The organism is Piscinibacter sp. PDB5-1, from assembly GCF_056676035.1.
Window position 1 is genome coordinate 266,934 of sequence record NZ_JBWVZL010000003.1, and the last position, 21,029, is coordinate 287,962.

16 protein-coding genes are annotated in these 21,029 nt (G+C 66.2%); 9 read left to right on the forward strand and 7 right to left on the reverse strand.

Going from position 1 to position 21,029, the window contains the following annotated elements:
- Positions 1-4 precede the first annotated feature (4 nt).
- From mobH to AC1KAT_RS14180, 5 genes are all read left to right on the forward strand, one after another.
- Positions 5-2,398, forward strand: coding sequence for a MobH family relaxase (mobH, locus tag AC1KAT_RS14160; RefSeq protein ID WP_480327016.1), 2,394 nt, complete (start codon positions 5-7; stop codon positions 2,396-2,398).
- Positions 2,395-4,461: a type IV conjugative transfer system coupling protein TraD gene (gene traD / locus AC1KAT_RS14165; protein WP_480327018.1), complete on the forward strand. Its 2,067-nt coding sequence runs from the start codon at positions 2,395-2,397 to the stop codon at positions 4,459-4,461. The genes mobH and traD overlap by 4 nt, the downstream gene beginning before the upstream one ends.
- A 52-nt stretch (positions 4,462-4,513) precedes the next feature.
- Positions 4,514-5,206: an IncC plasmid conjugative DNA transfer DtrJ family protein gene (locus AC1KAT_RS14170; RefSeq protein ID WP_480327020.1), complete on the forward strand. Its 693-nt coding sequence runs from the start codon at positions 4,514-4,516 to the stop codon at positions 5,204-5,206.
- A gap of 216 nt (positions 5,207-5,422) precedes the next feature.
- Positions 5,423-6,301: a tyrosine-type recombinase/integrase gene (locus AC1KAT_RS14175; RefSeq protein ID WP_480327022.1), complete on the forward strand. Its 879-nt coding sequence runs from the start codon at positions 5,423-5,425 to the stop codon at positions 6,299-6,301.
- A gap of 312 nt (positions 6,302-6,613) precedes the next feature.
- On the forward strand, positions 6,614-7,351 hold the full coding sequence (locus tag AC1KAT_RS14180) for a thioesterase II family protein (protein ID WP_480327759.1): 738 nt from the start codon (positions 6,614-6,616) through the stop codon (positions 7,349-7,351).
- On the opposite strand, the gene AC1KAT_RS14185 is transcribed toward AC1KAT_RS14180, so the two are convergent.
- Positions 7,352-7,681 carry a fatty acid desaturase gene (locus AC1KAT_RS14185; RefSeq protein ID WP_480327024.1) on the reverse strand — a complete coding sequence of 110 codons (330 nt, stop codon included), beginning with the start codon at positions 7,679-7,681 and terminating at the stop codon, positions 7,352-7,354. It abuts the gene before it with no gap.
- A gap of 153 nt (positions 7,682-7,834) precedes the next feature.
- Positions 7,835-8,863, reverse strand: a complete 1,029-nt coding sequence (locus tag AC1KAT_RS14190; RefSeq protein ID WP_480327026.1) for a DNA-binding protein — start codon at positions 8,861-8,863, stop codon at positions 7,835-7,837.
- 424 nt (positions 8,864-9,287) lie between these two features.
- Here AC1KAT_RS14190 and AC1KAT_RS14195 point away from each other — a divergent pair, with 424 nt between their 5' ends.
- From AC1KAT_RS14195 to AC1KAT_RS14210, 4 genes are read left to right on the forward strand one after another with little or no spacing between them, the layout of a single operon-like run.
- Complete coding sequence (locus AC1KAT_RS14195) at positions 9,288-10,442, forward strand: AAA family ATPase (RefSeq protein WP_480327028.1); 1,155 nt, start codon at positions 9,288-9,290, stop codon at positions 10,440-10,442.
- A complete protein-coding gene (locus AC1KAT_RS14200; protein WP_480327030.1) occupies positions 10,443-12,659 on the forward strand; it encodes a S8 family peptidase in 2,217 nt (738 codons plus the stop codon).
- A gap of 10 nt (positions 12,660-12,669) precedes the next feature.
- On the forward strand, positions 12,670-13,431 hold the full coding sequence (locus AC1KAT_RS14205; protein ID WP_480327032.1) for a nucleotidyltransferase domain-containing protein: 762 nt from the start codon (positions 12,670-12,672) through the stop codon (positions 13,429-13,431).
- A complete protein-coding gene (locus AC1KAT_RS14210) occupies positions 13,428-14,144 on the forward strand; it encodes a DUF6602 domain-containing protein (RefSeq protein WP_480327034.1) in 717 nt (238 codons plus the stop codon). The genes AC1KAT_RS14205 and AC1KAT_RS14210 overlap by 4 nt, the downstream gene beginning before the upstream one ends.
- 63 nt (positions 14,145-14,207) lie before the next feature.
- Here the strand turns inward: AC1KAT_RS14210 and AC1KAT_RS14215 are convergent, their stop codons facing one another.
- Genes AC1KAT_RS14215 through AC1KAT_RS14235 form a run of 5 tightly spaced genes read right to left on the reverse strand, consistent with a single transcriptional unit; the run spans position 14,208 to position 21,008 of the window.
- Entirely contained in the window at positions 14,208-14,366 is a 159-nt protein-coding gene (locus AC1KAT_RS14215) for a hypothetical protein (protein ID WP_480327036.1), read from the reverse strand.
- A gap of 10 nt (positions 14,367-14,376) precedes the next feature.
- Positions 14,377-14,952 carry a hypothetical protein gene (locus AC1KAT_RS14220; RefSeq protein ID WP_480327038.1) on the reverse strand — a complete coding sequence of 192 codons (576 nt, stop codon included), beginning with the start codon at positions 14,950-14,952 and terminating at the stop codon, positions 14,377-14,379.
- Positions 14,949-18,155 carry a CusA/CzcA family heavy metal efflux RND transporter gene (locus AC1KAT_RS14225; RefSeq protein ID WP_480327040.1) on the reverse strand — a complete coding sequence of 1,069 codons (3,207 nt, stop codon included), beginning with the start codon at positions 18,153-18,155 and terminating at the stop codon, positions 14,949-14,951. The genes AC1KAT_RS14220 and AC1KAT_RS14225 overlap by 4 nt, the downstream gene beginning before the upstream one ends.
- A 10-nt stretch (positions 18,156-18,165) precedes the next feature.
- On the reverse strand, positions 18,166-19,713 hold the full coding sequence (locus AC1KAT_RS14230; protein WP_480327042.1) for an efflux RND transporter periplasmic adaptor subunit: 1,548 nt from the start codon (positions 19,711-19,713) through the stop codon (positions 18,166-18,168).
- Complete coding sequence (locus tag AC1KAT_RS14235; protein WP_480327044.1) at positions 19,710-21,008, reverse strand: TolC family protein; 1,299 nt, start codon at positions 21,006-21,008, stop codon at positions 19,710-19,712. Before AC1KAT_RS14235 ends, AC1KAT_RS14230 begins: the two co-directional genes overlap by 4 nt.
- Between the last annotated feature and the right edge of the window lie 21 nt (positions 21,009-21,029).

Consider the following 21,029-nt stretch of genomic DNA (forward strand, 5'->3'; position numbering starts at 1 on the left):
TCTCATGGGTGCGACCTCGATCTGGTGGGACCTGGCCTTCTACGCGATGGTCTTCCTGAGCGGCATGCTCGTCGTGCGGCGAGCCCAGCAATGGCTGGCCCGCAACGGTTCGTCCGGCGGGCTGCGCCCCGCCTCATCGGTTGCGCCGCCCGAGCGGCGGCCCGCGAACCAGATCCCGGTGCGCGGCTTCGACGAACTCGTCGCCCAGACCTCATGCCAGACGCTCGTGCGCTCCATCGAGCGGCGCACCAAGCTTTCGCCCGGCAACTGGCAGCGTGACTGCCAGCCGGTGCTGGAGCAGTTCGGCGAGTTCGTCCAGATGCTGCCAGCCTCGGAGGCCCATCACCACGCCCAGCCTGGCGGGCTGCTGACGCACGCCCTCGAGGTGGCCGACGCGGCGCTGACCTTCCGCGCCGGCATGGAGATCCCCTTGGGCGCAGGCACCGAGGAGCGCAAGCGAGACGAGCACCGCTGGACGGTGGCCGTGATGCTCGCCGCGCTGCTGCATGACGTGGGCAAACCCGTCACCGACGTGCGGGTGACGCTCTTCCAGCAGGACTCACGGGGCGGGCGCACCTGGTCGCCGATGGCCGGCTCCATGCGCTCGTTTTCCGCCCACTGGTACAGCGTGGCGTTCACGGACGCCACGGAGCGTGACTACAAGGCGCACAGCAAGCTGGGCGCCCTGCTGATGCAGACCATGGTTCCCTCCCGCACGCTTCGCTGGCTCAGCGATTCGAGCTCGGGGGACATCCTGGGGCAGCTGCACTCGTACCTGTCAGGGGACGACGAAGACGGGATCCTGGGACAGATCGTCAAGCGAGCGGACAGTGACTCGGTGCGCCGCAACCTGATGCACGGCCCTCGCACCCGGTTTGCGAGCGCGCGTGTTCGCCCGCTCATCGAGCGGCTGATGGAGGCCTTGCGCCGCATGCTGGCCGAAGGCGCTCAGCTGCCTTTGAATCGACCTGGCGCAGCCGGCTGGGTTCACGACGGCGCCGTCTGGTTCGTCTGCGCGCGCCTAGCCGACGAGGTGCGCGAGTACCTGGCGCAGCATGAGAGCGCGCAGGGCATCCCCGGCAAGGACAAGAACGACCGGCTGTTCGACACCTGGCAGGAGCACGGTGCCGTGCGCACCGCACCCGATGGCGGCGCCATCTGGCGCGTGCAGGTGCAGTGCGACGGCTGGGCGCCGCCCGACGCCTTCACGGTGCTCTGCTTCCCGCTGGACAAGCTCTATGCAGATCCTGCCCAGTACCCGAAGCCGCTCAACGGCGCCGTGAAGCCCGTGGCGGCTGGCGCAGCGTCGTCGGCGCCCGTCTCGAAGCCGCTGCCCGCGACAGCCGTTGGGGCCCCTGCGACGACGCTTCCAACGCCCCCTGCCGCCCTGGTGGCGCCGTTTGCACCGGCTGCCCGGCCGGCTCCGCCTCGGATCGAACCGACCTGGGCGCCACCTCCCATCGCGACAGCGGCACCCCTTGACGCCTTGGATGCGCCTGCAGCGCCTCGGCCCGCGCCAATCAAACCCGATCCAGTGGCAGCCTCGAGCAGCGCGCCGCAAGGTCCCGCAACGAGTGCCGCCCCAGCCAGCGGTCACGCGCCTGTCGCTGCGCCAGTAGCCGTCAGCCAGCCGCCGGTTACTTCGCCAGCTGCGGGCCCTGCGCCAGATGCAGCACTCGCGGAGGCGACCACCCCCGAAGTACAGCAGCGCGCTTCCGAGCGCGTCGGAGCAGCGCCCGCCGTCCCGGACCATCCCGACATGACGCCGCCTGTGCGGCGCACCGACGAAGTTCTTGATGCGCACGAGGCCGCAGATCTCCGTGAAGCGCAGCCGGTGGCCACCACCACGCCCGCGCTCACCTTGACCGCCCCTTTGCGGCCTCGAGAGCGCAACAACGGCCATCCGAAACCGCCCAAGATGCCGAGCCCCGCCGCCCAGGCTTTCCTTGGCTGGGTGGCGACCGCCGTCGGCTCCGGCGAGCTCAGCTACAACGAGGACGGGGCCATGGTGCACTTCGTGGCCGAAGGCGCCCTGCTGCTGAGCCCCGAGATCTTCCGGCGCTTCCTGGAAGTTCACCGCCTGGTCGGCGAGGGGCCGATCGCCGAGCTGCGCGCCGAGCACGGCGACAACGCCTACAAGCGGCTGCAGAACGAGTTGGCCAAGAGCGGCTTCACGCTGCGAAACGGCGACGAGAACCTGCACTACTACCAGTTCACCAAGGCCGATGGCGCCTTGTCGCGCGTTGCGAGCTTCTACCTGCTGCGACAGCCTGAGCTGCTGTGGAACCCTGTCCCCGGGGTCAATGCCCGCATCCAGAAGGCCAAGCGCCCCGCGAGCAACAAGGCACTGAGCCTGCCGCCCGGCTCGAAGAAGCCGCCTCAGAAAGCACAACCATGAGCGCACCCATCCTCAACGTGTACCGGCCGCCCTACGAGCTGGCCAGCGTGGCCGCGGCCGTGCTCGGCGCCGGCGCCGTCATCGCGCGGCCCGAGCTCTTCCTGTTGTCGAGTTCGCAGGCGGTGCTGGCCGGCATGGGCCTCATGACCTTCGCCGGGCTGCGCACCTACCAAGCCAGGCGCATCCGGCTGCACCGTCGTGCCGTGCGCCGCCTTGAGCCCTACGCGCTGCGGCCGACCGAACTTCCCTGGTCGAAGTCGTCGGTGTTCCTCGGTAAGGGCTTCGACTGGCGCCCCATTCACACCCAGCGCATGCACCTGCTGCGACAGCCGGAGAACGAGCACCTGCTGCAGCCGAGCCGGGCTTACAAGTGGGCCCGCTCCGTCGAGCGCAACCGGCACAGCGCCGAGTGGCTGCGCCGGCTCGTGGGCAAGGATGCTTGGTGGAACCCGGTGCGGCCGCTGCCGCCGGTCGGCGGCCAGCCGCGCCTGCATGGCGTCGAAATCGACGAGGAGGAGGTCTGGACGCCGCTTCCCGAGCTGAACAACCACATGATGGTCTACGGCACCACGCGGGTGGGCAAGACGCGCCTGGCGCAGATCCTCATCGAGCAGGACATCGCCCGCGGCGACGTGGTCATCGTCTTCGACCCCAAGGGCGACGTCGATCTGCTGCTCGGCATGTACTCGGCGGCCGTGCGCGCCGGCCGCGCCGACGAGTTCCTGCTCTTTCACCTCGGCTTCGCCGAGATCAGCGCCCGCTACAACCCGATCGGCAACTTCGAGTCCATCACCGAAGTGGCCGGACGTGCGACGGGCCCGCTGCCCGAGGAAGGTCAGAGCGCCGCCTTCAAGGCCTTCGCCTGGCGCTATGTCAACGTGATCGCTCGGGCGATGGCCGCCATCGGCGAGCGCCCGGATTTCAAGAAGATCTACGAGTACGGTGTGTCGGTCGACAAGCTGGCCGGCCGCTACCTGCGACAGTGGCTCAATCGTGAGCATCCCGGATGGGAAGCCGAGTTCTCGCCCTTTCCCACCAAGGAACAGAAGGACCTGGTGGCCAAGGCCGAGAAGAACGCTCGAGACCTCGAAGTCTTGTTGCTGGTGCAGCACGTCAAAGCGAAGGGCTACCAGGACCCTGTGGCAGATGCGTTGGCCTCCGTGTTGGCCAACGACCGCACGTACTTCGAGAAGCTGGTGAACAGCCTCTACCCCCTGCTGGAAAAGCTCACCTCCGGTTCGATCGGCGAGCTGATCTCGCCGACCTACGACAACACGAACGACCCGCGTCCGGTGCTCGACTGGATGAGCGTTATCAACCGGGGCGGCATCGTCTATTGCGGCTTCGACGCGTTGACGATTCCCGACGCCGCGCAGGCGGTGAGCGCATCGATGCTGGCCGACCTGGTCAGCGTCTTCGGCCGCATCTACAAGCACGGCTCCACGTTCGGCATGTCCACCGCCGAGGGGCAGCGCCGAGTGCGCTTCCACGGCGACGAGCTGAACGAGCTGATTGGCCCCGAGTTCGTGCAGGGCGCCAACAAGGGCGGCGGCGCCGGCCTGAACATCACCGGCTACAGCCAGACCGCCCAGGACATCGAAACACGCGTGGGCAGTGCCGCCAAGGCCGAGCAGATCGGCGGCAACCTCAACAGCCTGGTGATGCTGCGCGTGATCAACATGGAAACGGCAGAGAAGATCACCAAGCGGCTGGAAGAGGTGCGCGTGATGACGCGGGTGCTTTCCAGCTCGGCCAGCGACACCAACGACCCGGCCGAGTTCTCGGAGTTCTCCAGCAAGAACGAGGACCGCGTGACAGCCGAGAAGGTGCCGATGCTGGATCCGTCCTGGCTGATGGCCTTGCCCAAGGGTCAGGCCTTCTGCCTCCTGGAAGGCGGGCACCTGAAGAAGGTGCGGATCCCCCTGCCCCTCCCTCACGAAGACGCCTCGATCCCGGCCACCTGGGGCGCCATGCTGGGACACATGCAGGCGGTCTATGCCGACTACATCGCCCGCACACCGGACGACTCATTGACTGTGGAGGGCACCGGCGGTGGCTACTAACGCGGACTTCGAGCGCCAGCCGCTGGTTCGCCAGTGGCTTTGGCCCCTGCGGATGGGTTTCTGGATCGGCGTGATTGGCGTGGGGCTGTGGGTGTACTGCTTGGCCGTTCAGGCCTGGTGGGCCCGCAAGGAGATGCCCGAGGCACCTGCTGCCCACCAGATGCAGATGCTGCGACAGGATCTGGACACCATCGGCGAGCTGGCGCCGGGCCCGTATTCGCCTGCGGTAGTCGCCCGGTGGATGGGAGACCACCTCAACGACGGCGTGGTGGATGCCCTCAAGGGCATCGCTCGCGCCTTCATGAACCCGCCGACGCTGAAGTCGCGCAGCCACTTCGAGGGCGGCTCCGCAGTTCGACGCACCGACGATCCCGGCGGGCAGTACGTGGAGCACGCCACCAACATCGCGGGTGCGACCTGGGACAACGTGGTGTTCGGTAGCTACATCTTCGCCACGCGCACGGCCTTCTACCTGGCTCTGCTCCCTTTGGTCGCTCTGGCGCTGGCCGTTGGCCTGGTCGATGGGCTGGTCGGTCGCGCCAAACGCAAGGCCAACGCCGCACGTGAGTCGGCCAGCCTGTACCACCGCGCCAAGCTCGGGCTGAGCTTCGTGTTGATCACGGGCTACCTGATCGTGCTGGCCCTTCCCGCGCTACCACAGCCAGCTCTGGTGGCATTGCCCCTGGCCCTGGGATGCGGGGTTTTGTTACGCCTTCAAGCATGCTTTTACAAAAAGTATTTGTGAATTAGGGAGTGTCGTGGGAATCATCACGCCCCGGCTCGACCACCGTGTCGCGTCGGACCAACGCAGGACGAAGGCTCAGACCTTCGCGTTTCCAGGATTTCAGGGATGGGATGTGGATACTCCGAGCCACTTGAGCGCTCGCTGGCAGCGCTTTGCGAAAAATACGAACGACTCCGATCGATCAAGCCGTGCACAGCCGCGCGGTATGAACTCTCGATGCGCAACCTCGCGTATTCGATGGGGCGGCCGGAGAGTCAAGTTCTTGTCGACGAGGTCACCGAAGAGCACGTTGCTCGCCTCAAGGTCGTCACCCTCAAAGAGAAGCGCAATTCGCCGGTCACGTGGAACACCGACCGGCGCCACCTCATCGCGCTGTTCAATCTGGCCGTGCGCTTGCGCTGGATCCAGCTCAATCCGGTCACGCTGGTCGGCCCTGCGCCCGTCATACAGCGCAAGGCAAAGGCGATTGATCGCGACTCATTCGCCGCGTACATCGACTTCCTCAAGGTTGCGCGCAAGGTCGGCCGCTATGGGCGCGAGGTCGAGGCACTGCCTCCACAGTGGTTCTGGCTTGCACTGCTGGAAACGCTCTACTGCACCGGCATGCGCATCAGCCAGTTGGTCGGCCTCAACTGGGCCGATGTCGACCTCGCCAATCGGAAGATCACCTTGAAGGCCGAAACCAGCAAAACGCGCCGCGAATGGGACGTGCCCATTTCGAGCAGGCTGGAGCCACATCTGCGGCTTCTTCTCGGAGAGACGACGACGTCTCGTCGACGCGCCCCTATGCCCTGGGAGCAAGTCTTCTGTCTCCCCCTGTTCAGTGCTTGGCAGGCCAACTTCGTGGGTGGTCGAATGAAGCGCGACAACGTGGTGAACTTCTTCAGGCGCCTTGTTGCCGCCGTTCCCGCGTCGATGCCGACACTGAGCGCACATCGCGTGCGGCACACGACCGCGACCATGCTGGCCAACAACCCGAAGATCAAGAACCTGAAAGTGGTCCAGCAACTGCTTGGTCACACGTCCATCACGACGACGCTGGGCTATGTGCACGTCAACCTCGCCGAGCTGAGCGAAGCGACGGAGTTGCTTTAAGGCTTCACCATGTTTGACCCGGGAAAATTGCACAGCAATAATGCACCCAGTGGAGTTTGGGATCCGCGTGGCGGCAGTGCTGCTCAAGTCGAATCCAACGTTCCAAGTGATGCCCCCGGACGCCTGTTAATCCGTAGGTCCCTGGTTCGAGCCCAGGTCGGGGAGCCAAAAACAGCGTGAAAAGCAAAGCCTTAGCGGCGTCAGTCGCTAAGGCTTTTGTTTTTCCTGGCCCGCTGCATCGACTGCCTCGCGCCGCTCATGCGGTACGAATTGACCCCATCCGAGAACATGTCCCCTTCGACCCCTTGGCTGATGCGGCGCCCTGGCAGCGCGACGCGCGAGCACGTCTTGTATTGCTTCCATCACGCGGGTGGCAATGCGGGTGCGTTCATGAACTGGGTGCCGTGGGTGCCGCCGCACATCGAGGTCATCGGCGTGCAGTTGCCGGGGCGCGGCGTTCGCTTGCGTGAAGCGCCGCTGACGAACGCCGACGCGCAGCTCATTCCGGTGCTGGGAGACGTCCTGCGCGCACGGCTGGATGGCCGACCGTTCGCGTTCTTCGGGCACAGCATGGGGGCGATCTGGGCGTTTGAGATGGCCCGCTGGCTGGCGGCCGAGCAATTGCCGGGGCCTGCGCACCTCTTCGTCGCCGCGCGCATGGCACCACAACTGCCTTTTCGCATGCCGCCGATCGATCACCTCGGCGAACCCGAGATGATCGAATCGCTGCAGAGGTTTGGCGGGGTGGATGAGATGCTGCTCGACAACCCCGATCTGATGCGCTTGTTTCTGCCGATCATCCGGGCCGACCTGCTGATGCATCGCTCGCACCCGCACCGCGCGGCGCCGCCTCTGGGCTGCCCCATCACGGCGATCGCCCCAGACGCGGATGTGCTGTGCAGCGTGGACGAGATGGCCTTGTGGCGCGAGCACACGCGCTCGAGCTTCCGGCTTCAGACCTACCCTGGCGGCCACTTCTTCTTTCACAAGCAGCCGCAGCTTTACGTGCCCAGGTTCTTGTGCGACCTCTGGGCAACCCCAGGCGCCTGATCAGGGCGCCGGGTCTGTCGCCGTGGGGGGCGTGCTCTTCGTGGGCGCCGTGCGCCGCACGTCGGTGATGAGGCCCAGGGCTTCGAGTCCACGGATCAACCACCAGCCCGGGTCGATCTGCCACCAACGCATGCCGAAGCGGGCCGACGCCGGCCAGGCGTGGTGGTTGTTGTGCCACGACTCGCCGAGGGTGGGCAGGGCCAGCCACGCGATGTTGCGGCTGTGGTCGGCCGTGTCGAAGTCGCGTGCGCCATGCAGGTGCCCGAGCGAGTTCACGAGGCTCGACGCCATGATGCCGGCGAACAGGCGCACCCCACCGCCCCACAGCATGCCGTCGAACGCAGCGCGCCAACTGGAGGGTCAGCCGGGAATCATGTAATTTCACGCCAAAACGAGCTTAAGTCACTGTGGGCGTAAGGAAATTCGCAAATTCTTTTGTGGCTAACTTGCCGACCAGCATGGGCCGGCATGCAGCACCTGCTCTCAACCAGCCGGCGCAGGCTTCGCCTTGGCTTTTCCATCCGGCAGCGGCTGGCCGATTCGCGCCAACAGCTCCTTGACCATGTCCGTCTGGGTCTGGGCTGTCGCACTGGAACTCGCCAATAGCCGCTCCAGTTCCACGTTGCGCTGCTGAAGGTCGCTGGCGCGCACACGCAGGGTCTCGTACTGCTGCGCCGCCTGCTGGGCTTGGCCGCGCATGTCCTCGACGAGCTGGTTCTGCACAGCAAGGCGCTCGGCAGCATGCTTGAGCTCTCGAAGTTGGTCGTCTACCTGACGCCGCTCTGCACGGGCCGCGGCAAGGAGTTCCAAAGCGTCCGCCTTTTCCTTCAGCGCGGAACGCAACTCGCTCTGCTTAGCCGTCAACGCTTCTGCGGAGCTGGCCACCTCGCGCTGCAGGTACTGCAGCTGCTGTTCGTGCTGACGGGCTTCCCGGTCGCGCTGCTCGCGGGACGCGTTGCGGAAGTGTTCCAGAGCTTCACGTGCGTGGGTGTGCTTCTCCTCCAGCGACGCAACTTGAGCCTTGGTCGCGTTGAGCTGATCCTGGGCTGCCTCCAACTGCGCGGTGAGCTGCGCGCCCACCTGGGCATGCTCCAGGCGCAGCGCGGCCAATTGAGCCTCAGCACCTTGACGCGCGGTCCGCTCGGCCGACAGTTCCACCTGGCTGCGCTCTGCCTCGGTGCGGCCTGAGCGCGCTTCGGTGCGAGCCTTCTCCAGCTGCTCTTTCAGGCCCCGCACCTCTTCGGCATGGCCTGACCTGAGAGCGTCAAAGCGCTCCTGCGCCTCGAATTCCAAGCGCCCGGCCAGACTGGTGATGAAGGCCAGCAACTCGTCGCTGACGGTCCCTTGGGGAACCCCCGTGCCTCCTTCGTCTGCCTCGATTTCCTTGAGATGCCGAAAGATGGTCGCCTTCGACCCAGTGTTGCCCAGCTCGATGCGGATGGAATCGATCGAGGGGTGTTTCCCAGCCTTCATCAACGCCAGTCGAGCGCGTTGGACATCGAACTTCGTCACGCCTGCTCGTGCCATGTCTGCCACCAATTTCGTATGTGTTACGTAACGCAAGTATTACGTATCACAATACGACGGTCAAGAAGCGGCGTACATTGAATTTCTCAGAATTCTTAATATCGAATTATTCCCTCCGAGGCGGATCCAGGCAGCATGGGAGCGACCTGAGGCCGCACGAAACCCTTGAATACCCCTTGCTGGAGGGAAGACTGGAACGGCGCGGTCGGTTGCCGCCATCTGCCGTCAGCAGCGCAGCACCGCGACACAGCAGGGATGCTGTACAAATACACAGCCATCGGTGCAAACCAGGTCGCCCCGGCGGCGGAGTGCCATCGAAGCTTCTGGAGAAATCGCTTCCCCACAAAAGATTTTCGCCATAAACTTCGTCAATTCACGGACGCGATGCGCCCCTAGGAAAACAGTTCCAATGAACCCGGTCGAAGACAGAATTGACGAAATTAGCGCCGATCTCGCCACTTTGGCGAGGCTCGCGTCTGCGCAGTCCTATGACGACCTCCGCCTGCTGCTGGCGCGTCTCGTCAGGAAGTACCGCCACCAGCTGCCGGAACTGGCTGCCCAACTCGATCAGAGCCTCAAGGCCTCGCAGACGCGGGCTGTCGGAGGAAGCGCGCTCCGGCGCGGCCCTTCGATCAACAGCGCTTCGCCCGAAGATGCCGACTCTCGTCTCGCGCTGATCAAGGTCTTTGACGACCTCGGCGGCATGGAGGCCCCGCTTCTACCGGCCATGCTCGCTCACCAGGTTGAAGCGATCGTGCAGGAGCGCCAACAGCGCGAGGCCTTGCTGGCTCGAGGCATCGCGCCGACTCGCTCGGCCATCCTGGTCGGTGCCCCTGGGTTGGGCAAGACATTGTCGGCTCGATGGATCGCCTATCAGCTCGGCAAGCCGCTTTGGGTGCTGGACTTGACCGCGGTCATGAGCAGCCTGTTGGGCAAGACCGGGAGCAACCTGCGCGCAGCGTTGGACCATGCGAAGGCTCACTCGGCAGTTCTCCTGCTTGACGAGGTCGATGCCATCGCCAAACGACGCAGCGACGAGTCGGACATCGGCGAGCTCAAGCGGCTCGTGACGGTGATCCTTCAGGAAGTGGATCAGTGGCCGGACACGGGTCTGCTGCTCGCGGCAACCAACCATCCAGAACTCGTCGATCCGGCGCTGTGGCGTCGTTTTGACGCGGTGCTGACCTTCGGCGCTCCGGATGCGGCGACGACCGCAATGGCCATCCAACGCTTTCTTGGGGCAGATCTCAAAGACCTTGAGGAATGGGTCATGACGCTCGCGATCGGCCTTCAGGGGCAATCCTTGTCGGATGTCGAGCGCGCGGTGGCGAGCCTGCGGCGAGCGCATGCCCTGCACCACCGCCCTCTGGCCGAGCTGGTGGGCCAGGTGGTGGGTGATGGTGCCCAGGCCCTCAGCAAGGCGCAGCGACTTGAACTGGCGCTGCAGATGGCCCGTTCAGGCAAGCACTCCCACCAGGAGATCAACCGCCTGACGGGGGTCGCCCGCGACACGATTCGAAAACACGCCGGGCCGTCGCCACGGCGAGGAAGGGGGATGAAGTAAATGGCAACGCGCTACATCATCGGCAGGGGTGAGCTGCTTACCTACGCAATCGAGGCACCCAAGAAGAACCCGGGCGAGAAGGCGCATCCCTACTCCCTCGCCGAGGCCAAGCAAGCGCTGCTGCCGCAGATCGAGGCCGCGAACGCTGCCTTCGCAACGCTGCCAAACGCAGCCTGCCCCGGTGACATCGCGGTGGCCCTGGTCACGCTGCATCCGGCTTACCTGGCCAAGTCCTACTTCCCACGCCAACTGCTGCGAACCGCCGGGCTCGAGTCGCTCGGCAGCCGTACCGAACGCATCCGGCCGCGCAAGAAGGCCACTGCCGGGGCCCCGGACGAGTCCGAGACCACGCAACTGTTCGTCGCTGGCAAGCGGGCTGCCTTGCGCGCGTTTCACACGCTGGCCGCCGGGCTCTCTGAGGACACCCAGGAAGGGGCCGAGTTCGCGCAGATCGAGAGCTTCGAGCCGCTGGTGGCGGGCGATCGTTTGCGCCCGCCGCGTGGCACCGAGGAGGACGTCTTTGAAGTGGGCTTGCACGTGCCGGCCGGTGCTACCTCCGATCGGCTGCGCGCGGTTTTTGCGGCCTATGCGCAGACTTGCGGGTTCTCGTTGAACCCGTCGTTCCGGTTCGATGCGGGGCGCCTGCTGTTCGTGCCGGTCGAAGGCAGTCCGGACGGGTTGGGTGACTTGGCGAAGTTCACGCTCGTGCGGGTCGTGCGTCCCATGCCGCGGTTGCGCGCGGCTCGACCGATGATGCGGAGCAATCCGGTGCCGGTCTCGTTCGACTTGCCCGAGGGCGACGTCATCTCGCGCGAGCCCCGCGTCGCCGTTCTTGATGGCGGGCTGCCCGACCACCATGTGCTGGGCCGCTTCGTCCGCAAGTACTTCCTCGCCGACCTCTTCTCCGAGTCGGTGACCGAGTACGAAGAGCACGGGCTCGGCGTGACCTCGGCGCTGCTGTTTGGCGCGATCGAACCCGGTGGACAGGCGCCTCGCCCGTATTCGCTGGTGGACCATCACCGTGTGCTCGACGCGCAGTCTGACCAGGAGGACCCGTACGAGCTCTATCGCACGCTCACGCACGTTGAAACCATCCTGTTGTCGCGCTCCTACGAGTTCGTCAACCTGAGCATGGGCCCCGACCTGTGCGTTGAAGACCACGAAGTCCATGCCTGGACGGCCGTGATCGACGGCATCCTGAGCGGCGGGCGCACGCTGCTGAGCGTGGCGGTGGGCAACAACGGCAAGGCCGATGCGTTGGCCAACTTGAACCGGATCCAGGTTCCGGCGGACTGCGTGAACGCGCTCTCAGTGGGTGCCGTCGACCACACCGGTACGGCTTGGCGGCGGGCCGACTACAGCGCCATCGGCCCCGGCCGCAGCCCCGGGCGACGCAAACCGGACGTGGTGGCATTCGGCGGGTCCGGCAAGGAGTACTTCCACGTCGTCGCGCCCGGGGCTCGTCGCAATCTGAATGCGACGTTGGGCACGAGCTTCGCCGCACCTTTGGCGCTGCGCTCGGCCGTGGGCATCCGTGCCATCCTGGGCAGCGAGGTGCTGCCCCTCACGACCAAGGCGCTGCTGATCCATGGCTGCGAGCCCCATGATGTCGAGGACGCGGGGGCCATCGGTTGGGGAAAGGTCCCGGAGGACCTGCGCCAGCTGATCACCTGTGGCGACGGTGTCGCCCGCATCGTCTACCAGGGCGACCTCACGCCGGGCAAGTTCCTGCGCGCGCCCGTGCCGCTGCCTCGCACGGCCCTCGAGGGCAACGTCACGCTGACGGCGACTTTCTGCTTCGCGAGCCCGGTCGATCCTCAAGATGCCAGTGCATACACGAAGGCAGGCCTCGGGATCACGTTCAGGCCCCATGCCGAGAAGCGCAAGGGCAAGGCGAAGCACGCCACCAGCTACAGCTTCTTCCCATCCAACGAGTGGCGCACGGAGGCCGAGCAACGGGCGGACTTGGGCAAGTGGGAGACGGTGCTCCATGCCTCTCACACTTTCCGAGGCAGCAGCCTCAAGGACTCGGTCTTCGACGTGCACTACAACGCGCGCGACGCCGGCGCTCCGACGACCGGTGCCGAGTTGATCCCGTACGCGTTGATCATCAGCGTCAAAGCGCCGCGCCATCTCTATCTGTACGAGGACATCCTGCGCGCGCATGTAAAGCTTGAGGCGCTCGTTCCGGCCGTTGACCTGTCGGTGCGCCTGTGAGGTTTGCCCCATGACGGCGGACAACTACCTGTTCGAAATTCTGGCGAGGGAGAACGTCGACACCTCGTCGAGCTCACCCGTCTGGCGAGCGAAAGACACCCTGACGCCAGTCATTCAGCAGTGGGCAGGCTCATACCTGCAGGGTGTGACCCCGAGCGGATCTTTCGCCAAAGGCACGGCCAACCGAAGTGGGACCGACATCGACCTCTTCGTTTCGCTGTCGCCGGACACCCGTGAGCCGCTCAAGGAAATCTACGAGAGCCTCTATACCGCGCTCAGGGCGGCCGGCCACGAGCCGAGGCGCCAAAACGTCTCGATCGGCGTCAGGGTCGGTGGTGCCGATGTCGACCTGGTGCCCGGCAAACAGCAGACCTTCCTCACGCTCGATCACAGCCTGTATCGGCGCAAGGCCGACACGTGGACGAAGACCAACGTGCGGACGCACATCAACCACGTTCTGGCCCACAACCGCCTGATGGAGTCGCGCATCCTCAAGCTCTGGCGGGCGCAGAAGGGGCTTGATTTCCCGTCGTTCTACCTGGAGTTGGCTGTGATCCAGGCGCTGAACAACAGCAACGGGGGCGGCCTGTCCTCTCGTGTCTGGACAGCTCTGCAGTACCTCGCAGGCGGCTTTGCGACCAGTCGTTTCGTGGATCCGGCCAATGGCAACAACGTCATCTCGGATGACCTGACGGCGGCCGAGAAGGCTGCCATCAAGACGGCGGCGCAGAGCGCGCTGCAGGCCAAGACCTGGGAAGAAATCGTCAAATGAGCAACCCTTCATTGCCGACGCTGCTGGAGCACTTGCATGGGCAAGTCGAGGCCGAACTCATCACGGCCCGACGCGCGCTGGACCATCCCACGGACAAAGGCGACGCGAGCGAAACGGTTTGGATCGAACTTTTGCGCCAGTACCTGCCAAGCCGATACGTGGTGAGTAAGGCCCATGTCGTAGACAGCAAGGGATGCTTCAGCGACCAGATCGACGTTGTGGTGCACGACCGCCAGTACTCACCGCTGGTCTTCAAGTTCAAGGAAGCGCTGTTCGTGCCTGCAGAAAGCGTTTATGCGGTGTTCGAAGCGAAACAAGACGCCTCCAGCGATACCGTGGGCTATGCGCAGAAAAAGGCCGCAAGCGTGCGATGCCTGCATCGCACCAGTGTGCCGGTCCCTACCGTCGATGGACTGCGGCCGGCAAAGAAGCCAGGTCACATCCTGGCCGGGCTGCTCACCTTGAGCTGCGTCTGGAAGCCGCCTCTGGGAGAGACGTTGACCGGGCACTTGGAACAGGACCGAGGTGACGGCGTGCTTGATGTCGGCTGCATCGCCGACGCCGGCATGTATGTCAGGGATGACAAGGGCTACGCCATGCAGCCGGGGCCTCGTGCTGCAACGCGGTTTCTGTTCGAGTTGCTTGCCAGGCTGCAGGAACTCGGCACGGTTCCGATGTTGGATGTTCGCGCTTATGCGGCACAGATTCCATGATGCGGCGGAGTAAAAGCCTTGGTTCGCGCCCATGTTGACGTTGCACCATCGCCGACCTGCATTTCAGCCCTTGCCGAGCCACGCCATCCCCCACCAGGCCACTGGTGCGAGCGCAACGACGCTCCACATGCCTGGCACGTAGTGCAGGTCGTTGAGGAAAAACCCTGCGTTGAAGATCAGCATGGTCAGCAGGCCGAAGGCGGCGTAGCCGACGGCCAGCATGGGGCTGGTCTCAGGACCGATCGACCAGGCCGATCAAGCGGCTCTTCAGGGCACGCTGGCGCGCCTCGGCTTCGTCGTCGGCACGCCAGCCGTAGTGGGTGCCGCCGGCCCAGACGTTGCCGACGATCTCGACGAACCGGACCTCGCCTGCCTTGCCGCGCACCACCGTCGAGGCGGCCTGGTCGTCCCAGCGAAGCGCCAGGTGGTGCTCACCGGGCGACAGGCGCACGCGCACGAAGGATTCAGGGACGGTCGAAATCGGCGGGCTGCCATCGACCTGGAAGTCGATGGTGTTGCGCGTGTCGGCCCAGCGCTGGCGCACCACGAACACGGTGAGCCGCTGCGGATCGGCTTCGAACCGCTTGATGTCCTGCTCCACCTGCTCTGAGGGGACAGCCTCGGCCGTGCAGGTGGTCATACCGCGCTTGGCTGGCCGGTAGCAGTACTGCCCCTGCGCATTGCTGCCGCGTGGCTTCTCCAGGACGCCGCACCCCGTGAGGGCCACGACACCGATGGCGGCTAGTAGTCGCCGGCGTGAGGCACCAGCACCGCTGCCAAGCCGCCGTGAAATCTGATCAATCTTCATGAGGACTCCTTTAGAGCGGGAGAAAGGCCCGACCCGTGCGGCGCAAGCGGCTCGGGGTCGGGTGCCGAAGCGAATTCGTCGTCTTCGTCGCGCCGGTGCATGAGCCGGTACAGCACCGGCAGCACCAGCAGCGTCAAGGCGGTGGACGACAAGATGCCGCCGATCACCACGGTGGCCAGCGGGCGCTGCACCTCGGCCCCGGTGCCGGTGGCGATGGCCATCGGAACGAAGCCCAGTGACGCCACCAGCGCGGTCATCAGCACCGGGCGCAGCCGGGTCAGCGCGCCGTCGCGGATCGCCTGGTCGAGCGGCAGGCCCTGCTCGCGCAGGCTGCGGATGAACGACAGCATCACCAGGCCGTTCAGTACCGCCACGCCTGAGAGTGCGATGAAGCCGACCGCCGCCGAGATCGACAGCGGGATGTCGCGCAGCCACAGTGCCAGCACGCCACCGGTCAGGGCGAACGGGATGCCAGTGAAAACCAGCAACCCGTCCTTCACGTTGCCGAACATTGCGAAGAGCAGCGCGAAGACCAGCAGGAGCGACACCGGCACCACGATCTTCAAGCGCTCGGCCGCCGATTGCAGGTTCTCGAACTGCCCGCCCCAGGTGGTCCAGTACCCGGCCGGCACCTCGACTTTCGCGAGCGCGGCCTGAGCTTCCGCAACGAACGAGCCGATGTCACGCCCGCGCACGTTGGCGCTGACGACGACGCGGCGCTTGCCGTCCTCGCGGCTGACCTGGTTGGGCCCGGGCGCGAGCTGCAGCTCGGCCACCTCGGCCAGCGGGATGAAGCTGGTGCGGTCTCCGTTGGACTTCGGCAAAGCGATCGGCAGGCGCTTGATCGCCTCTAGGTCGGAGCGCAGGTTCTCCGGCAGGCGCACGACGATGTCGAAGCGCCGGTCGCCCTGGAACATCGTGCCGGCTTCCCTGCCGCCGATGGCGGTGGCCACCGTGTCCTGGATGTCGCCGATGTTGAGCCCGTAGCGCGCCGCCTTCTGGCGGTCGATCGCCAGCGTCAGCATCGGCAGACCGGTCGTCTGCTCGACGTTGACTTCGGCGGCACCTTGCAATCCGCGCAGCACGTCCGCGATGCGCTCGGCGGTCGCATTGAGCTGATCCATGTCGTCGCCGAAGACCTTGACCGCGACATCTGACCGCACGCCCGAGATCAGCTCGTTGAAGCGCAGCTGGATCGGCTGCGAGAACTCGTAGTTCTGGCCCGGCAGCTTCGCCACCTCGGCCTGCACGGCCGCCAGCAGCTCGTCGCGCGTTCGACGCGGCTCCGGCCACTGGTCGGTGGGCTTGAGCATCACGTAGGCGTCGGAGATGTTGGGTGGCATCGGGTCGGCCGCGATCTCGGCGGTACCGGTGCGAGAGAACACGCGCTCGATCTCGGGGAACTTGGCCTTCAGCGTGCTCTCGAGCTGCTGCTGCATCGCCACCGACTGCGTGAGGCTGGTGCCCGGCATGCGCAGCGCCTGCACCGCGAAGTCCCCTTCGTTCAGGCTGGGCACGAACTCACTGCCCATGCGCGTGGCCAGCAGCCCGGACAGCAGCACTGCGACCACCGCGAAGGTGACCACCACAGGCCGGGCAGCGAGCGCCTTGTCCAGCAGCGGCGCATAGGCGCGCTTGGCCGCGCCCATCAGCGCGTTCTCCTTCTCGGCGACGCGTTTGCCGATGAACAGCGCCACGGCCGCCGGCACGAAGGTGACCGAGAGGATCATCGCGCCCAGCAATGCGATCACCACGGTGAACGCCATCGGGTGAAACATCTTCCCCTCGACGCCGGCCAACGCGAAGATCGGCAGGTAGACGATCATGATGATCAGCTGGCCGTACAGCAGCGGCCGGCGGGCCTCTTGCGACGCGGCGAACACCTCGTGCAACCGCTCGCGAAGCGTCAAGGGTCGCCCGTGGTGGGCCTGCGCATGCGCCAAGCGCCGCACGCAGTTCTCGACGATCACGACGGCACCGTCCACGATGATCCCGAAGTCCAGCGCACCCAGACTCATCAGGTTGGCGCTGACCTTCTGCCCCACCATGCCGGTGAAGGTGAACAGCATCGACAGCGGAATCACCAGTGCCGTGATGAGCGCCGCACGGATGTTGCCGAGGAAGAGGAACAGCACCGCGATCACCAGCACCGCGCCTTCCAGCAGGTTCTTCTTGACCGTGGCGATGGCCTTGTCCACCAAGATCGTGCGGTCGTAGACAGTGATCGCGTGCACGCCGGCCGGCAGCGTGCGGTTCACCTCGACCATCTTCTTCGCCACCGCCTGCGACACTGTGCGGCTGTTCTCGCCGATCAGCATGAAGACGGTGCCGAGCACCACCTCCTGGCCGTTGTCGGTGGCCGCGCCCGAACGCAACTCGCGCCCGATCTCGACCGCGGCCACGTCGCGGATGCGCACCGGCGTGCCGCCCACGTTGCCGAGGATCACGTTGCGGATGTCGTCCATCGACGCGACCTGGCCGGGTGCACGGATCAGGTACTGCTCGCCCTGGCGCTCGATGTAGCCGGCACCGACGCTGCCGTTGTTTCGCTCCAAGGCGGTCACCACATCGGCCAGCGTCAGCCCGAAGGCCGACAGGCGCTCGGGTTGCGGCGAGACCTGGAACTCCTTCTCGAAGCCGCCGATGGAGTTGATCTCGGTCACGCCCGGCACGTTGCGCAGCTGCGGCTTGACGATCCAGTCCTGGATCTCGCGCAGGTCGGCTGCGGTGTACGGCGAGCCGTCGGCCTTTTTCGCGCCGGGCTCGGCTTCGACCGTCCACTGGAAGATCTCGCCCAGTCCGGTGGAGACCGGACCGACGACCGGACCGATGCCGGCCGGCAGTTGGTCGCGCGCCGACTGGATGCGCTCGTTGACGAGCTGCCGAGCGAAATAGATGTCGGTACCGTCGCGGAAGATCACCGTCACCTGCGACAAGCCGTAGCGCGAGAGCGACCGCGTCTGCTGCAGGCCCGGAAGGCCGGCCATCACGGTCTCGATCGGGAAGGTGACGCGCTGCTCGGTCTCCAGCGGCGAATAACCCGGTGCCTGGGTGTTGATTTGCACCTGCACGTTGGTGATGTCGGGCACGGCGTCGATGGGCAGCTTCTGGTAGCTGAAGACGCCGAGGACCGCTATGCCGAGCACGGCGAGCATGACCAGCCATCGTTGCTCGATGGCGAAGCGGATGATGCGTTCGAACATGGCCGCTCCGTCAGTGCGTGTGGGTGGCCGAGGCCTTGCCGGCTTCGGACTTGACGACGAAGCTGCCAGTACCGGCGAGCTGTGCGCCGGCCTTCAGGCCGCTCTTCACCTCGACGCGCTGGCCATCGCTTCGGCCCAGCTCGACCGGCTGCGGCACGAAGCCACCCGGCACCTTGAGGAAGACCGTCGGCTTGTTGTCCACCTGCTGGATGGCCTCCCGCGACACGGTGACCGCCGCCGGTGCTTCCGACGTGATGAGTTCGACCGTCACGAAAAGCCCAGGCCGCCAGGCCCCTTGGGGGTTGGCCAGCGTGATGCGTGCCTTCGCGGTGCGGGTCTGCTCGCCCAGCAGTGCGCCGACGTAGGCGACGGTGCCGCTGGCGGTCTCTTGCGAGGCCGTGGAGCGGACGTTGACCTTCTCGCCCACGCGGACCTGCCCAATGTCCTGCGCCGCCACCTGGACCTCGGCCCAGACGGTGGCGAGGTCGGCGATGGTGAAGACGTTGGTGTCCTCCTTGACCAGTTCGCCCAGGGTGACGTGCTTCTCGACCAGCGTGCCGTCGAACGGCGCGCGCAGCTCGTAGCGGTTGAGCCCGCCGCCGGCGGCAGCGCCGATCGCCTCCAGCTTCTGCCGGGCGTTGGCCACGGCGATCTCGGCTTCGCGCAGCGCGCGCTCGGCTTCCTGCACGTCCTGCAACGGCGAGATCTTTTCTTCCCACAGTTTCTTCTCACGCTCGTGGGTCGTCTTCGCCAGTTGCAGGCGCTTCTGCGCGGCTTGCAGGTCGGCCCGCTGGTCGGACACGGCAGCACTGCTGATCACCGCCAGCACCTGGCCCTTGCGCACGCGCTGGCCCAGGGTGGCGGCCACCGATTCGACGACGCCGGCCACGCGCGGCACGACGTGCGCCGTGCGGTCCTCGTTGAAGCGGATATCGCCGGGCAATTGCAGCGACGAGCGGATCGGGGCCGCGCTGGCGGCCTCGACGGTCACGCCGGCCGTCTTGAGCTGGGCGTCCGACAGGGCGATGCGGCCCTCTTGCTGGCTCCAGGCGAAGAGGTACGGCTCCTTCGGCGTCTGCACCTCGATCTGTGCGTCGAACACATGGGGCTCGGCGACCGGCTCGGCGCTGGTCAGGCTGCCATCCTTGGCAGGTGCCATCTTGAACGTCTGCTGCTCGCCCGTGGGTCGGGTCAGCGTGACGGTGACCTGGGTGTTGGCAGGCGGCAGTGGCTGGGTCTTCTCAAAGGGCCAGGCGCGCAGCAGCGCCTTGCCGCTTTCTTCGGCGAGCTGGATTTCCAGGCCGAAATCGCCCTCGGTGAGCAGCTGGCCGCCGTGCGGGCCCTTGGCTACTTCTTCGTCATGCGACTCGCCTTCGCCGTGTGCATGGCCGTGGTCGTCGCCTTCCTTCTCGCCGTGGCCTTCGCTGTGGCCGTGCTCGTCGGCAGGCTTCGCGCGGTCGGACGTCAGGATGACGGCACCGCCGACCAGGCCGGCGAGGATCAGGACCGCGATGGCGATCCACTGCTTCTTGGTGATGGATGTCTTCGAGAGCGTCATCGTGCGGCTCCGGTGATGTCTTGGGGTTCGGCGCGGCCGTCACCGAGCAGGCGCTCGATCTCGGCGGCGGCGCGGTGGGCTTCAGCCACGGCGCGCAGGTGGCGGGTGCGGGCTTCGAGCAGCGTGCGCTGGGCGTCGAGCACGTCCAGGAAGCCGAACTTGCCCAGCTCGAAGCCCTTGGTGGACGCGTCGTAAGCGGTCTGCGCGCCGGGCAGCACGTCGCGCTCCATCGCTTGCGCTTCGGCCACGGCGGCCTTCAGGTGCTCGTGGGCCTGCAAAGCCTCGGTGCGAAGCCGCAGCGCGGCGGCTTCGCCCTCGTAGCGGGCCTTGTCCTGCCGGCGCAGGGCTTCGACCTCGGCACCGCGGTTGCGGTCGAACAGCGGAAGCGGCACGGACAGCACCAGCATCGGCTGGGTGCGACCCAGCTCCTGGGACCGCTTGGCCCCGATGCCGATGCCCAGGTCTGGCACGCGTTTGGCCTGCTCGAGGCGGGCCAGCGCGCCCAGGCGGTCGACTTCGAGCGCGGCCTGGCGCAGCGCCGGAGCACCCGAGAGGCGGTCCAGCACGGCTTGATCGCCAGGCACTTCGGGCAGCGACACCGTGCCTTCCACACGTCCGATGAGCGCGGTGCGGCCGACCAGCGCGCCGAGTGTCAGCAAGGCGACGCGATGCTCGCTGCGGGCCTGGGCCAGCTCGACGCGCACGTTGGCCTGCGCGACTTGGGCTCGCGTTTCTTCGAGCGGCGACACCTTGCCCGCCGCCACGCGGCGTGAAGCAGCGTCGGTGGCCCGTTCTGCCAGTTGCAGCGAGGCCTCGGCCACACTGACACGCTCCTGCGCGGTCAGCGCAGCAACGAACGCCGCCGTGACCTCGGCGCGCAGCTGGGCACGCCGCATATCCAGCTGACTGCGCGCCAGGTCTTGCGCGCGCTCGGCAGCCTCGAGCCGAGCGCTGCGCTTGCCGCCCAGCTCGATCGGCTGGGTCAGCATGACGGTGGTCGTGCGGGTCTCGCGGCGGTTGTCTTCGAACTCGGCGTCGAGGACAGGGTTGGGCCAGACGCCGGCTTGCTGACGCGCCGCTTCGGCGGCTTGCAGCTCGCTTTGACCGGCAGCCAGATCGGGGTGACGGGCCAGGGCCTGCGCCACTGCTTGCGGCAGGGTCAGCGCGGGCGCGGGTTGTGGGGACGTGGGCTCAGGAGGCGGTGCCGCGGTGGGACCGACCTGCGCCCAGGCAGCGGACGCCCAGGAAAGGGACAGGGTAAGAGCCGCCAGCAATGGCAGCAGTGCATCTCGCATCGAACGCTCCGTGGTTGTTCA